The organism is Bacteroidales bacterium, assembly GCA_017521245.1.
In the GTDB taxonomy this organism is placed as follows: domain Bacteria; phylum Bacteroidota; class Bacteroidia; order Bacteroidales; family G3-4614; genus Caccoplasma_A.
On the sequence record JAFXDI010000001.1, the window covers coordinates 260,231 to 275,503 of the forward strand.

At 36.1% G+C, this 15,273-nt stretch carries 11 protein-coding genes; 1 reads left to right on the forward strand and 10 read right to left on the reverse strand.

Annotation, left to right across the window (positions count from 1 at the left end; all coding sequences use genetic code 11):
- Window positions 1-36: 36 nt before the first annotated feature.
- The 3 genes from IKK64_01015 to IKK64_01025 all read right to left on the reverse strand — a co-directional run bounded on the left by IKK64_01015 (window position 37) and on the right by IKK64_01025 (window position 6,234).
- On the reverse strand, window positions 37-2,196 hold the full coding sequence (locus tag IKK64_01015; GenBank protein ID MBR4118641.1) for a S8 family peptidase: 2,160 nt from the start codon (window positions 2,194-2,196) through the stop codon (window positions 37-39).
- Between the two features lie 173 nt (window positions 2,197-2,369).
- Entirely contained in the window at window positions 2,370-4,343 is a 1,974-nt protein-coding gene (thrS, locus tag IKK64_01020; protein MBR4118642.1) for a threonine--tRNA ligase, read from the reverse strand.
- Window positions 4,344-4,551: 208 nt separating this feature from the next.
- Window positions 4,552-6,234 carry a T9SS type A sorting domain-containing protein gene (locus IKK64_01025; GenBank protein ID MBR4118643.1) on the reverse strand — a complete coding sequence of 561 codons (1,683 nt, stop codon included), beginning with the start codon at window positions 6,232-6,234 and terminating at the stop codon, window positions 4,552-4,554.
- A 169-nt stretch (window positions 6,235-6,403) separates the two neighbouring features.
- Here IKK64_01025 and ybaK point away from each other — a divergent pair, with 169 nt between their 5' ends.
- Window positions 6,404-6,886, forward strand: a complete 483-nt coding sequence (gene ybaK / locus IKK64_01030; protein ID MBR4118644.1) for a Cys-tRNA(Pro) deacylase — start codon at window positions 6,404-6,406, stop codon at window positions 6,884-6,886.
- A 344-nt stretch (window positions 6,887-7,230) separates the two neighbouring features.
- Here ybaK and IKK64_01035 read toward each other — a convergent pair whose 3' ends face one another.
- The 7 genes from IKK64_01035 to IKK64_01065 all read right to left on the reverse strand — a co-directional run bounded on the left by IKK64_01035 (window position 7,231) and on the right by IKK64_01065 (window position 15,190).
- Window positions 7,231-8,481, reverse strand: a complete 1,251-nt coding sequence (locus IKK64_01035) for a phosphoglycerate kinase (protein ID MBR4118645.1) — start codon at window positions 8,479-8,481, stop codon at window positions 7,231-7,233.
- A 94-nt stretch (window positions 8,482-8,575) separates the two neighbouring features.
- Complete coding sequence (gene pyrF, locus IKK64_01040) at window positions 8,576-9,406, reverse strand: orotidine-5'-phosphate decarboxylase (protein MBR4118646.1); 831 nt, start codon at window positions 9,404-9,406, stop codon at window positions 8,576-8,578.
- 104 nt (window positions 9,407-9,510) lie between these two features.
- Entirely contained in the window at window positions 9,511-10,620 is a 1,110-nt protein-coding gene (gene prfA / locus IKK64_01045; GenBank protein ID MBR4118647.1) for a peptide chain release factor 1, read from the reverse strand.
- 181 nt (window positions 10,621-10,801) lie between these two features.
- Window positions 10,802-11,575, reverse strand: coding sequence for a prephenate dehydrogenase (locus tag IKK64_01050; GenBank protein MBR4118648.1), 774 nt, complete (start codon window positions 11,573-11,575; stop codon window positions 10,802-10,804).
- A 98-nt stretch (window positions 11,576-11,673) separates the two neighbouring features.
- Window positions 11,674-12,747 carry a bifunctional 3-deoxy-7-phosphoheptulonate synthase/chorismate mutase type II gene (locus IKK64_01055; protein MBR4118649.1) on the reverse strand — a complete coding sequence of 358 codons (1,074 nt, stop codon included), beginning with the start codon at window positions 12,745-12,747 and terminating at the stop codon, window positions 11,674-11,676.
- A 30-nt stretch (window positions 12,748-12,777) separates the two neighbouring features.
- Complete coding sequence (locus tag IKK64_01060) at window positions 12,778-13,941, reverse strand: aminotransferase class I/II-fold pyridoxal phosphate-dependent enzyme (protein MBR4118650.1); 1,164 nt, start codon at window positions 13,939-13,941, stop codon at window positions 12,778-12,780.
- Between the two features lie 259 nt (window positions 13,942-14,200).
- Window positions 14,201-15,190, reverse strand: coding sequence for a hypothetical protein (locus tag IKK64_01065; GenBank protein ID MBR4118651.1), 990 nt, complete (start codon window positions 15,188-15,190; stop codon window positions 14,201-14,203).
- Window positions 15,191-15,273 lie beyond the last annotated feature (83 nt).

The window sequence follows — 15,273 nt, forward strand, 5'->3', positions numbered from 1 at the left end:
TCTAACATTCAAGTTGTTATAATATAACTACTTTATTTATAAAATAACTTTAGTGGCATTTGCAAAATTGTCGCCATCAATTTTTATAATATAGATACCATTATCTGAAATCTGGTTAAAGAGAATCTCTTCACCTGCATTTGCACAACCAATAAGTTTGTTAATTAGAAGTTTACCAGTGATATCATAAACAGCAATAGAGCAATTACTTATATTGTTAGTGAATAAAACATTTATCACTCCATTATTTGCATAAACCCTTACATTGTTATTGTTCTCAGTAATATAGCTCTCCTCAATACCATTCAACTCTAAAATCTTTTTTAATCCACCCCAAGCATCAAGTTTTCCATATCCCCATGTATTGTTAGGTTGACTGCCAGTCCATTCATCTCTTATTGCAGTTTCACTAAAAATCTCTCTAACATCTTCGGGGGTAAGATTAGGATTAGCCTCTAACCACAAAGCCAGAGTACCGGCAACCATAGGAGAACTCATAGAAGTTCCTCTTATAGCACCCCAATAGTAGTTAATACCATTAACAGTAACAGTATCACCACGTTGAATTTCGGTACTATTGTTGCTGACTGAGTATGAAGAGTTAGACATTGATGAAACAAGATACTCACCGGGAGCAGCAATATCAGGTTTCATTCTTCCGTCAAGGGTTGGACCAATACTTGAGAAACTTGATATATCTCCCAAAGTAGAAGTTGCAGAATATGCTCTTGATACATACGAGCCAACACTTATAATACGTTTACCGGTACCGCCTATCTCGGCAATGTTACTCTCAAAATCACCGGGAGTCCAACCCTCAAGATTTGATTTATTGGTAAATCTGCTATAATAGTCATCGCACCAACCATGAATTGTAGTGCCTGTTGCTCCTATAACTTTAAAACCAATGGTATATCCTGTTTTTACAGAACTAGCAAGAGCCATAACATTTATATGAGGTCTGTTGCTACCGGGTTCAAGTTCACAACCAATTTGAATAGCTACATTCGCTCCAACGTTATCAACCTTTGAAAGAGAGAATTCGTGAACACCAATATTACTTGATGATACAGCCTCTGTCTCATTAACTACAGTACCATCACTTGCCTTAACAACGCAAACCTTAACTTTAAACTCTTGATTATGTTCTGCATAAAAATCGCATTGAGAAGCATAGTAGGTATTATATTTAGTAAGTAAATTAACGTATGTTCTCAAACTATCTTGTGCTGTAGTAAACGTCTTTTTAATATGTTGTCTATGGTTACCTTCGTTACCTGCACTACCTACAAGGAGTTTACCTTCTCCTTGAAGAGCATCACAAACTTGGTCAAGAATAGAACATCCGTCGTGGGGACCATAAACATCACCTAAACTTATATTGACAACACAAGGTTTATTAACGCTATCGGCATAATCATAAATATATTTTAAGCCATCGCTTATTGAGTTCCATTCAATACTTTGATCGTTATAGTTGTAACTAACAACTACAATATCCGTTTCGGGGGCAACGCCATGAAAGTTATTCTCTTTATAACTACCAGCAGCAATACCTAAAACATGGCAACCATGAGTTTCGTATGTGTCATCAAAACCAACATTTTCAATATCCTCTTCACTCTTGTATTCGCTACCATAACTATAACCTTCAGGAGGAGTACCAGTATTAATAGGCTGATTCCAAAAACGTTTAATACGAAGATTACCATCTTTGTCGTAAAAATTTATATGGTTCAATTGAACACCACAGTCAATGATGCCAATAACCACACCCTTACCAGTATATGCCGAAGGTAACTCAATACCATTGATAATATCATCTACATTAACAGCTTCTCTTGCTTTATCTAATTTTGGTTTTGGTCTGCCACCAGAATCAATTCTCTTTACTATGTCAAGAGAAGAAATTTCATCTATTGCATCAAGAGGAATACGTGCCGATATAATAGAATCCAAAACCATATTAACCTTTACGCCATACTCTTCCAATGAGTAGGGGTTGCAACCCTCTTTAACAATAATATAAGCACCAATTTCAGAGCATCTATCTTTCGAAGATTTTAGCAACGAACTATTTTCGTTGTTAATCTCATTTATAAAGTTGAATGTATTTATAGATAGTTTATTGTTATAACCATTTGCATAAACAAGAGTGGAAATAACTAAAAATGCAAGAGTAAAAAAATTTCTCATAATCTAAAATTTAGAAAAATATCAGCAAACCATTTTGCTGTGATGTGGCAAAGTTACAAATAAACCTCTGTATTTCAAAATATAACTAACACCAAAGAGTGTTAAAATAGCAAAGGGCATATCAACGATATACCCTTTAGCCTTGTAAACAAATATTTATTTAGTAATAATTATCACTTATTCTCTTGAGGAACCTCTTTGCGGATAGCCTTAGTTCTAATCTCTTCACAGATTTCAGAAACAAACTGAGCCAAAGGTTTGCTACCCTCATCGCCGGCAAAGCGACTACGAACAGCAACCGAGTTGCTCTCTTCCTCTTGTTGACCAATAACCAACATATAAGGAACACGATTGTTACGGGCATCGCGGATCTTGTATCCAATCTTCTCCGCTCTGCCATCAACAGTAACAAGCACTCCGTTGCGTTTAAGCTCTGCTGCAACCTTGTCAGCATACTCAATATATTTGTCAGATATAGGTAATATACGCACTTGTTCAGGAGATAACCAAGTTGGGAATTTACCCTCATATTTCTCAATCAACCAAGCAAGAGTACGCTCGTAGCAACCCATACTTGTACGGTGAATAATATAAGGTCTTACTTTCTCTCCGTTTTGGTCAATGTAGTACATATCAAATTGTTCGCTCAATAGAGCATCCCATTGAACAGTAATCATAGTATCCTCTTTACCATAAACGTTCTTAGCGTTTATATCAACCTTAGGACCATAGAATGCAGCACCACCAACCTCTTCAACAAAAGGAATTTCAAGTTCGCGTAACATTTGGCGAATATGCTCTTGAGTCTCCTCCCAAACCTCAGCAGTACCAATATATTTAGTAGTGTTCTCTGGGTCATATTTAGCCAAAACGTAAGTAACATCATCTTGCAGACCAAGAGTAGTCATAACATGTTTAGCCAAAGCAAGACAGTTTTTAAACTCTTCCACCATCTGGTCGGGGCGAACAATTAAGTGTCCCTCGCTTATAGTAAATTGACGAACGCGAGTCAAACCGTGCATCTCACCAGAATCCTCATTGCGGAATAGGGTAGAGGTCTCGCTATAACGTAAAGGAAGATCTCTATAAGAGTGTTGAGTTGCTTTGTAAACATAATATTGGAAAGGACAAGTCATAGGACGAAGAGCAAACACCTCTTTATCCTCCTCCTCGTTACCAAGAACAAACATACCATCTTTGTAATGATCCCAGTGTCCCGAAATCTTATACAAATCGCTCTTTGCCATCAAAGGAGTTTTAGTTCTGATGTAACCCCACTCGTTATCCTCCAAATCCTCAATCCAACGTTGAAGAGTTTGAACAATCTTAGCACCCTTAGGCATAAGCAAAGGCAAACCTTGACCAATAACATCAACAGTTGTGAACAACTCCATCTCTCTACCAATCTTGTTGTGGTCAATGTTTTTGATATGCTCCAAGTGAGCGAGATAAGCATCGCAATCCTCTTTAGTAAAGAACGCAGTACCATATATACGCGATAACGAAGCATTGCTCTTATCACCACGCCAATAAGCAGTTGAAGTTGAAAGTAACTTAAAGCCCTTAATCATTTTAGTATTTAACAAGTGAGGGCCCATACAAAGATCAACAAAATCATCTTGTGAATATAGAGTAATAGTCTCTCCCTCAGGGATAGCATCAATAAGTTCTAACTTATAAGGCTCGTTTTTAGCCTTCATAAGTTCATAAGCCTCATTTCTTGAAACAACCTTACGCTCAATTCTTGGGTTCGATTTAATAATCTTCTTCATCTCCTTCTCAATCTTCTCCAAATCCTCTTTGCTGAAAGGAGCACACTCAAAGTCATAGAAGAAACCTGTTTCAGTAGCAGGACCTATTGTAACTTTAGCCTCAGGGAAAAGATGGGTAACCGCCTCTGCCATAATGTGAGTAGTGGTGTGGCGAAGAATATGAAGAGCCTCCTTGCTATCGGTAGTAACAAGTTCAATATCGCAATCCGTCGTGATAGTCGTTCTTAAATCGGTAATTTCGCCGTTTAATTTAACGGCAACAACACTATTTAAAAGTTGAGGATCAATCGATTTTAAAACATCGATAAAATTTACCTCGTTGCTCTCAGTACAAAACTCTTGAGCATTTCCGTTAAGTAATTTAACTTTAATCATCTGACTATCTTATAAATAAATTAGTAAATATCAATTATATAATAGTTCTTATTCCTATATAGAAATATCTTCTCTGTAAACTGCAAAGATACAAAACAATCCAATAATAAACAATAGTAATAAAAGTCAAATAAAAAGATAAAAACAATAAAGAGGCTATCTCAATATTCTTGTTTGATAGCCTCTTTTATTGCTCTTTATTATTTAATTATTTCACAATAATTTTGCCCGATTTATAAACATTCTCTCCTGAAATATGGTAAATATAAACACCGCTTTGCGGGAACTCACTTAATGATATTTGAGTTATTTCATCAGATAATTTCTTCTCTTTTACCATAATACCTTGAGTATTGTATAAACTTAATTTAAGATGTTTATTATTATCTGATTTTTCTATTACAAGAGAGTAGTTATCAACTCTAATATTAATATCAGAGGAACTATTTAGGTTCTTAACGCCATCTGGGTTAATAACTATAACTTCTTTGTAATAAGGCCTATAAAAGAATCTTTTTCCTTTATATGTAAATGACTCTAAACTAGGCAAAGTTTGTGAGCCTGTCAATAATAGCGTATAATCAAACCATAGTCCCATTCCTGTTGAGCCTATTCCCCTCGTAAGACCATATACCATATTATCCTCACATAACTCCGCTATATCTATATGATTACAGTTGTTGTATATCCATGGGAAACAACTCTCTCCTGTCTCAAAATCATATAATGGATATTCTGTATCATATAGTGTCACTCTACTTTCATAATCATCATTCCCTCGACTATAAGAGCAGTCGCTACAAGTTTGAATATAACATTCAGGTTTTACATAAACTTTCTCTCCCTCTACTCTTGTTCCTGCAATAAAACTACCTGTTTCATCATATAACTTTGAATAAGTTTTATCATTAATTATAGTGTCACCCTCTAAATAGTACTTAACTGTAAATGTACCTTCAGGACAATAATAAAATTTTGTTGTATCTCCTATCTCCTCAATGCCACAAATAAAATCGTTAGCCATAGTGTTTTTATATCTTATTACCCATTCTGCATCTTCAGTAGGAAATACATCAGGTAGTTTTATATCTTCTTCCGTTTTAATTCCCTCGCCAAATGTAAAAGGTACAATTTCTACTTCTCCAAAAGTCCCTTTATACATTGTCGCTTCTATCGTTCCATAGTCACTGGGCATAAAGCCTTCCGAGTTAGTATTGCACCCCTCTTCAAAATCCCAATATCCTTTAAGAGAATTATCATTTAATAAGGGGGCTGTCATTGTTGTTTGAATTTCGTTTTGCGTTAATGCTTTGTTGTAGAGTTGTACTTTGTCAATGTATGCGTTTAGAGGAGCAGATGTAAAATTTTGACCTCCTATCATAATTATTTTATCATCTTCAACGTACGTTCTTATTTGAGAAGTAAGAGTATATATGAGTTTCCCATCTATATATAAATCAATATTCAAGGTAGAGGTTTTGTATTCAAATACAAAAGTATAATAGTGCCATTTGTTTGTTTCTAAGATAAATGAATCATCTACTAACTGCGAAGAGGGAGGAGTATTAGCTCCATTTCTGACTGTGTATGCTATATCTCCCGATTGATTTATAACTCCCCACATCCAACCCCAACTATTCATTGGCCACTCATCAGTTACATCTCTAATATTAATCAATTGAGATATTTCTGTATTGTCATTAAACTCTTTTATATTAGCCCAAAATGAAATTGTATAAGATTCTTTACTGTCAAAAGTTATTTGATCTACTGGTATGCCAAAAGCATTCTCTTCTAAATCTATTCCACGAGGTTGTTCACTATTTGCACTCGCAAATGTAGAAGATAATACTATTAATGCAATTAGTGCGATTGTTTTTTTTAGTCTCATAACTTCTCTTGTTTTTGAGGTTAATTTTTTGCAAGATATTAAATAAATTAATAATATGCAAGGGAAAAATTACCCCCCCCCTATTTTAACATATATTAACTATATAAACAATACAAATTGGATAATTACCAACTTATTATTACCTTCGCATTTGCAAATTAAGATAACGATGAAACCTCAAAAGATAAATAAAACCAATGTTGCACGTCTGTTAGACAAAGCAAAAATTGAGTATGAGTTGATACCCTACGAAGTAGATGAGAGCGACCTTGGGGCTCAGCATATTGCCGACCAACTTGGCGAAGATATAAATCAGGTATTCAAAACCCTTGTGTTGCGAGGTGATCGCAACGGACTGTTTGTTTGTGTTATACCGGGTAATTGCGAAGTAAACCTAAAATATGCAGCAAAGGTATCTGGTAACAAAAGTGCCGAGATGATAGCAATGAAAGAGTTATTACCTTTGACAGGTTACATTCGTGGAGGTTGTTGTCCAATAGGAATGAAAAAGCCATATCCCACATTCTTTCACTCAACAGCCACAAACTTCCCTTATATATATGTAAGTGCAGGAGTGCGAGGATTACAACTTAAAATATCGCCTCAAAAACTAATCGATTATGTAGGAGCAGAAATTACCGAACTATTTTGAAGATAGTTGTTAGTTGTACGCTGCTGTGCATCTTATTTTTTGTTGTTAGAAATTACTATTAATTAAATGAGCGGAAATCCAAAAGGACTTTCGCTCTGTTTTAATGCTTTATTAGAAAGGTTAAGATACAACAAACTTGGCGAAGAAAATGACGGGAGCATACAGACGTATGTGATCAAAATAAAAGAGAAGGAACATTATATTCCTTCTCTATATTTTAAAAAGTTTGATAGTTGAGATAAGTTTTGGGATTTGTGTAGATTTTTTTAAGCGGAGTTTAGTTTCCTAAATGAGCATTAAAAAATCAAACAAAGGACAAAAATTAGCCAACTTGCAACTTTTTACTAGCCTTTGATAGCCTTAATACCTGGCAACACCTTACCCTCAATAGCCTCTAACAAAGCACCACCACCTGTTGATACGTAAGATACTTTGTCTGCCAAACCGAATTTGTTTACACATGCTACTGAGTCTCCTCCTCCTACAAGTGAGAATGCTCCGTTTTCTGTTGCCTCAACTATTGCATCAGCAATTGCACGTGATCCTGCTGTGAAGTTGTCGAATTCGAATACTCCAGCTGGGCCGTTCCAAAGGATTGTTTTTGCATCTTTGATAGCGTTAGCAAACAATACGCGAGTATCAGGACCTGCATCAAGACCTTCCCATCCTTCAGGAATTGCTCCAACAGGAACAATTTGAGTGTTTGCGTCGTTACTGAATGAATCTGCAGCAACACAGTCTGTTCCAAGTACAAGGTTTACTCCTTTTGCTTTTGCTTTCTCAATGATGTTTAGAGCAAGGTCAAGTTTGTCTGTCTCACAGATCGAAAGACCTACTTCTCCGCCCATTGCTTTTGCAAATGTGTATGTCATACCACCGCAAAGGATTAGGTTATCAACTTTATCCATCAAGTTCTCAATGATACCGATTTTTGTTGATACTTTTGAGCCTCCCATAATTGCAGTGAAAGGACGTTTAATATTGTTAAGTACGTTCTCAACAGCATTTACCTCTTTCTCCATTAGGTAACCTAACATTTTGTTATCTGCGTCAAAGTAGTCGGCGATAACTGCTGTTGAAGCGTGTTTACGGTGTGCTGTTCCGAATGCGTCATTTACGTATGCATCAGCATAACTTGCAAGTGTTTTAGAGAACTCTTTTTGACTTGCTTTCATTGCCTCTTTTGCCTCTGCATATGCAGGATCTTCTTTATCAATTCCTACAGGTTTTCCTTCCTCTTCAGGATAGAAACGAAGGTTCTCAAGTAATAAAACTTCTCCTGGTTTAAGTGCTGCTGCTTGTTCTGCTGCTTTTGCACAGTCTGGTGCAAATTGTACTGCTACTCCAAGTTTCTCTGCTACTACGTCTTTGATTTGTCCAAGTGAGAATTTAGGATTTACTTTTCCTTTTGGTTTTCCCATGTGTGACATGATGATTAATGCACCACCGTCAGCAAGAATTTTTTTAAGTGTAGGAAGTGCTCCGCGAATACGAGTATCGTCAGTAACTTTTCCATTCTCATCTAGAGGTACATTAAAGTCAACGCGAACGATTGCTTTTTTACCTGCAAAATTGTAATTGTCGATTGTTTGCATAGTTTTTTTTATTTTAATTGGTTATGTTTCTTGTATATGAGTGCGAAGTTAATAAATTTTCGTTAGTTTATATATATTTTTTTTGCTTTTTATATTATACTATCCCTCTCTCTTTTAGTATTGCCTCCATCTCTTTTTGCACAGACTCTGCTGCTTGTGCTGCAGCCTCTGCAAAGTCTTCTCCTTTTGACACATATATAACTCCACGTGAAGAGTTAACTAATAGTCCGCAATCTTCAATCATTCCATATTTACATACATCCTGAAGACTTCCTCCTTGAGCTCCTACTCCTGGTACTAATAGGAATGATTTAGGTGCAACTTTACGAACATCAGTAAAGCGTTCTCCTTGTGTTGCTCCAACTACAAACATCATCTCATCTGGTGTTGCCCATGTTTGTGCTGTACGCATTACTTTTTCGAATAGTTGCTCTCCCTCTGTATCTGTTGTTAATTGGAAATCGTGTGAGCCTTTGTTTGAAGTTAATGCTAATAGAATTACCCATTTGCCTTCGTAGCCAAGAAATGGTTTTACGCTGTCCTCTCCCATATAGGGGGCTACAGTTACAGAATCAATATTTAAGTGTTCAAAGAATGAACGAGCATACATCTCTGATGTGTTTCCTATATCACCACGTTTTGCATCAGCAATTATAAACATATCGGGATAGTTCTCTTGGATATATTTCACTGTTTTCTCAAATGCTATCCATCCCTCTACTCCTAAACTTTCGTAGAATGCTAAGTTTGGTTTATACGCTACACAATATTGTGCTGTTGCATCAATTATCGCTTTATTGAAAGCAAAGATTGGCTCTTCCTCTGACAACAAGTGTTGAGGTATTTTTTTAATGTCTGTGTCGAGACCTACGCACAAAAATGAGCGTTTACGTTTGATGTTCTCAAAAAGTTCTTTACGTGTCATGTCTATTTAGTTGTTAGTTGTCAACTCCGTTGCCCATTTGGGTAGTTGTTAGTTGTTAGAAATTTAAATGCTAAAAACAAAAAACTAACAACTAAAAACTTAAATTATAGTTCACTCTCTTTTAATCTCTCAGCATTCTCGGCAATCATAAGGTTATCAATACAATCTTGTATATCGCCATCCATAAATGCTGATAGGTTGTATATGGTATAGTTTATGCGGTGGTCAATTATACGTCCTTGAGGATAGTTGTAGGTACGTATTTTTGCTGAACGGTCGCCTGTCGATACCATTGTTTTGCGTTTGCTCGAAATGTCATCGATATATTTTTGATGCTCTTTATCATATATAAATGTACGAAGTCGTGCCAATGCTCTCTCTTTATTTTTTGGTTGGTCGCGTGTTTCGGTACACTCAATCAATATCTCTTCTGTCTCGCCTGTATTAGGATTCTTCCACATATAACGCAAACGAACTCCAGACTCAACTTTATTTACGTTCTGTCCTCCTGCTCCTCCTGAACGGAAAGTATCCCATTTTATCTCACCTTCGTTTATCTCAACATCAAATTGTTCAGCCTCTGGTAATACGGCTACTGATGCAGCAGAGGTGTGTACGCGTCCTTGTGTCTCGGTTACCGGTACTCGTTGCACTCGGTGTACTCCTGATTCGTATTTAAGAGTTCCGTAAACTTTCTCTCCGGATACAGAACAGATAATCTCTTTAAATCCTCCACTTGAGCCTTCGCTTACGCTTGATACTTCAAGACGCCAACCTTTTGTTTCGCAATATTTTGAATACATACGGAAAAGATCTCCTGCAAATATTGCTGCCTCATCTCCTCCTGTTCCGCCACGAATTTCTAGTATTGCATTTTTATCATCTTGTGGATCTCCCGGAACTAAAAGAAGTTTTATCTTCTCCTCAATTTGTGGTAATGCCTCACTATTTATATCTAACTCCTCTTTTGCCATTTCACGCATTTCGGCATCATCCTCACTCTCCAATATCTCCTTTGCCTCAGCAATAGAGTTTAAGCATCCTTCATACTCTTTTTTTGCCTCTACTATTTTTTCAAGGTCTTTATACTCTTTGGTGAGTTTTACATATCGTCTTTGGTCGGCAATTGTTTCAGGGTCGGTTATAAGCGTTGCCACCTCCTCAAAGCGAAATTGCAGAGTCTCTAATTTATCAAGTAAAGTGTTGTTACTCATATTCTTTCTTATATATCTTCTATACTAAATAGTGCAAACCGAGAGCGGAACTAAACTTGTTTAAGTTATGCCGAGGTGTAGCCTATTTTCGCGGTAGTTTATCTACCGCAAAGATAATTAAAAAAAAGTGAGCAACCAAGTTTTTTATATTCTTGGTTGCTCTTTTTGTTTTGTGTTGTTTTTACTTCAATTTTCCTCGAATTGCATTCAAGTATTTTATCATTCCTGATGCGTCTTTCTCTTCTACCATCTTTTGTAATATAGATAACTGTTTTTGTATATCTTCTAATTGTTGTGGTGTGTGAGGGTTGAAAAGAATTTCGGTTAATAGATAGTCATCTTCTGATAGCAATCCTCGAGCTATGTTCATGTGCTTTTTGAATGTTGTTCCTGGTGCATCTTGATGTTTCATTACACTTGCAAAAACTAATGTTGAAGCAAAGGGAATTGATAGCGAGTAGGCTATTGTTTCATCGTGCTCTTGGAATGTATATTCAAATATGTTCAAATGTAACTTGCTATACAAGTCTTTAAAAAAGACTTTTCCTAAGTGGTCACTCTCTGAAATGATTATTGTGTTTTGTGTACTTAAATCACTTAGGTTGGCAAATGTTGGCCCGAACATTGGGTGTGTTGAAACAAACGGACGCCCTGCCTCTTTATAAAATTCAGGCAACCCTGTTTTTACTGATGCTATATCTGAAATTATACATCTTTCGGGGAGATATGGTATCACCTCTTTAAAAGCATCAATGGTATATTTTACCGTTACTGCATTTATAAGTAGTTCGGGTTCAAACTCTTTTATCTCCTCTAATTCTGAAAATCGTAGGGTGTTGAATGTAAATCGTAAGCGTGCAGAATCTTTATCGAACATTGCCACTTCGTGTTCAAAACTTAACACATCGGCAAAGAACGATCCCATCTTGCCTGCTCCCATTATTAATATTTTCATAATATACAGATTTCTATGCTAACTAAGATATCTAAGATAACTATCTCTTAGAAGATTATCTTATACATCTTAGTTAGCAAAGTTTTATCAAATAACAATTAGTTATCGCTTTTCAATATCTCAACTTGTTGACGAACACTCTCTTCGTGTATGGCTTGCATAATTGTCATCATAAATTCACCTTTCATTTCAGCTGCTTCAGCTTGCTCAACTCGTTTTTTCAATATCTCATCGTAGCGTGCTGCTTGAAGAACTGTCATTTTATGTTCTTTTTTAAATCTTCCTATCTCGCGAGATACACGCATACGTTTTGCCAAAAGGTCTATTAGTTCGTTATCCAATACATCAATTTGTTTACGAAGGTCTCCTAAGTCTTCGGTAGTTGTGTGTTGGTCACGTATAATCAAATCATCTAATACAAGATCAAGTGCTCCCGGTGTTATTTGTTGGTTCTTATCGCTCCATGCATAGTCAGGAGAACAGTGTGACTCTATTATAAGTCCGTCAAATCCCAAGTCCATTGCTTGTTGAGATAGTGGAGCAATAAAATCACGTTTTCCACCGATATGACTGGGATCACTAAATATTGGTAAATCCGGCAAACGACGACGCAACTCAATGGGTATATGCCATTGTGGCGAGTTACGATATACTTTTTCATCGTAGCTGCTAAATCCACGATGTATTGCACCTATTTTGCGTAGTCCTGCATTGTATATACGTTGTATTCCTCCTATCCATAGTTCTATATCGGGGTTTACTGGGTTTTTAATCAATACTGGAATGTCTGCTCCTTTTAGTGCATCAGCAATCTCTTGCATAGCAAAGGGGTTAGCTGTTGTTCTTGCACCTATCCACAACAAATCTACTCCGTGTTTTAATGCTTCAAGTACATGGTATTGGTTTGCAACCTCAGTTGCTACATACATTCCTGTCTCTGCTTTTACTTTTTTAAGCCACAAAAGACCTTCGCTTCCAACTCCTTCAAAACCTCCCGGTTTTGTGCGTGGTTTCCATATTCCGGCACGGAATATTTTTATACCTCGCGATGCTAAATCTTTTGCTGTCTCCATTACTTGATCCTCTGTCTCTGCACTACAAGGACCTGCTATTACAAGTGGGCGTTTTGCGTCTAACCCTGGAAGGGTGATTGGTTCAAATTGCATTTCCATAGTTGTATGTATTAAATTTTTATATTCTGTTTATAATATTGCTTTAATTCTCTCTTTTGCTTCTTTTAATTTCTCTTCTGTTGCACATAGTGATATGCGTATAAATTTATCGCCTTCGCTTCCAAATATCATTCCTGGTGTTATGAATACTCTTGCATCGTATAATATTTTATCGGCTAACTCTGCTCCATCTTTATATTTATCAGGGACTTTTGCCCATAGGAACATTCCTCGTTGTGCCGGATCAAATTTACATCCTAACATTGTGGCTATCTCTTCGGCTAATACTCTTCGTGGACGATATATTGTGTTTATCTCTTCGTACCACTCCTTGCCAAGCGATAGAGCTTTTGATGCAGCTATTTGCATTGAGCGGAATGTTCCTGAATCGATATTGCTTTTTACCCTTAATACCCACGCTACAAATTGAGGATTTGATGCTAACATTCCTACACGCCAACCTGGCATATTATGCGATTTGCTCATTGAGTTGAGTTCGATACATATATCTTTTGCTCCCTCTACTGATAAAATACTTAATGGATTATCGTTAAGGATAAAACTATATGGATTATCGTTTACTATTACTATGCCATGTTTTTTACCAAAGGCTACCAACTGCTCAAACAACTCTTTTGTGGCTACTCTTCCTGTTGGCATATTGGGATAGTTTACCCACATTAGTTTTACGTTTGAGAGGTCATTTTTCTCTATCTCATCAAAGTCGGGCAACCAATCGTTCTCCTCTTTTAGATTATAGGTTATTATGTTTGCCTCTGCTAAACGACTTACCGAACTATATGTTGGGTATCCTGGATTGGGAACTAATACTCCATCACCTTGATTTAGGAACGCCAACGAAATGTGCAATATTCCCTCTTTTGAGCCTATAAGTGGCTGTATCTCTGTTTTTGAATCAAGTTCTACACCAAACCATGTTGAGTACCATGTGGCAAATGCCTCGCGTAATTTAGCTATACCTACGTATGGCTGGTATCCGTGTGCTGTATCTTGTGCGGCATCGTTTGATAAAGTCTCAATTACCTCTTTATGAGGTGGACGGTCAGGACTGCCTATTCCTAAACTTATTACATCCAAACCTCGTGCATTCATCTCTGCCACCTCTTTTAATTTCTTCGAAAAGTAGTACTCGCTTATTGTTCCTACTCTGTTTGCAGGTTTAATCTCTTTCATTGTTATATTAATAAAAAATCCCGCTCTTTAAAGAACGGGATATTGTATTTGTTTTTATTTATTTCTTATATCTTACACACGCAAAACCCCGCTCTTACTTGATGTTAAAGTAAAAGTAATAATAAAAGTATGCGAATGTTGACATTAAGTTTTTCATCTCGTTTTTATGCGGTTTTGTAATTTCCACCTTGCAAAGGTATATAGATTTTTCTTCTTTACAAATATTTTGATATTTTTTTTCAAGATTTTTTTTTGCAAACTATTCAAATCTATAAATATTGCTTCTGCTTCGTTCTTGTTGCTCTCTTAAATCAAGTCGTAATTGTTGAATATAATCTGATAGATATGCGATCTCGGGATCATATACGCTCTTCTTGCGTGAATGGAGTGCGAATGATATACGTGCCCACATTAACGACTTATCAAAATTGTGTTTTATCTCTTCGTACATTGCTAAATTTGCTGCTGTTCGTGCTTGAAATTTCTTTGAACGTTTATTTTCATAAAGATATTCCCATATAAATGACGCTTCATCGTATTTTCCTTCTCTCCAAAATTTATCTGCTTTTCGCATCATTCTGTTGCCTGAGACAAAATAGAGTCGTACAAAACTTTTGTTACTTGGCATAAATTGTGTCGATGCTACTCTTGCTATATTGGGAACTAATTTATTTATACATTCATTGTGTGATGGTAATGAATTTATTGCCTCTTCACGTGTATAACCTGCTCCATTAAATACTAATGTATCAACACACGAATATGATACTATTGTATCATAATTAGGACGGGCAATAGAGAGTTGTATTTCGGTGGGCACAAACAAATCAACAAAGTGCCAATCTTCATCTATTGTTCCTGAACGATAATAGGGATTTATATAAACCTTATTTAATGCTATAATATTATTTCCCGAAGGATTGTACTCTTCTATCTTATTCTTAGTTATTGGTTGCGAAGAGGGAGAATCAACAATGTACTCTTTTACTATGCAGGGGGATTCTGATGAGTTTAGTCTGTCTGATATTGCTGCAAATATATATTGCGCAACAGAGTCTTGTATCTTCAATACTGTTTGATTCTCTTGTACTGATATTTTGCTTACATTATATAATAGCACAATTGGGGTTGTATCAGAAAGAGCAATATTGGGAGCGTTCTTTATATTATACTCTACAACTTTCATTGATGTACAACTCATCATTGTAAGCATAATTGTTAGAAACAGATATATGGTTCCTTTTTTCATATTCATTACTTTGTGTTTTATATCCTAAATTCCCGATTTATATACACAAAAGTAATGAATATTTTTATTTATAGGTTATTTCT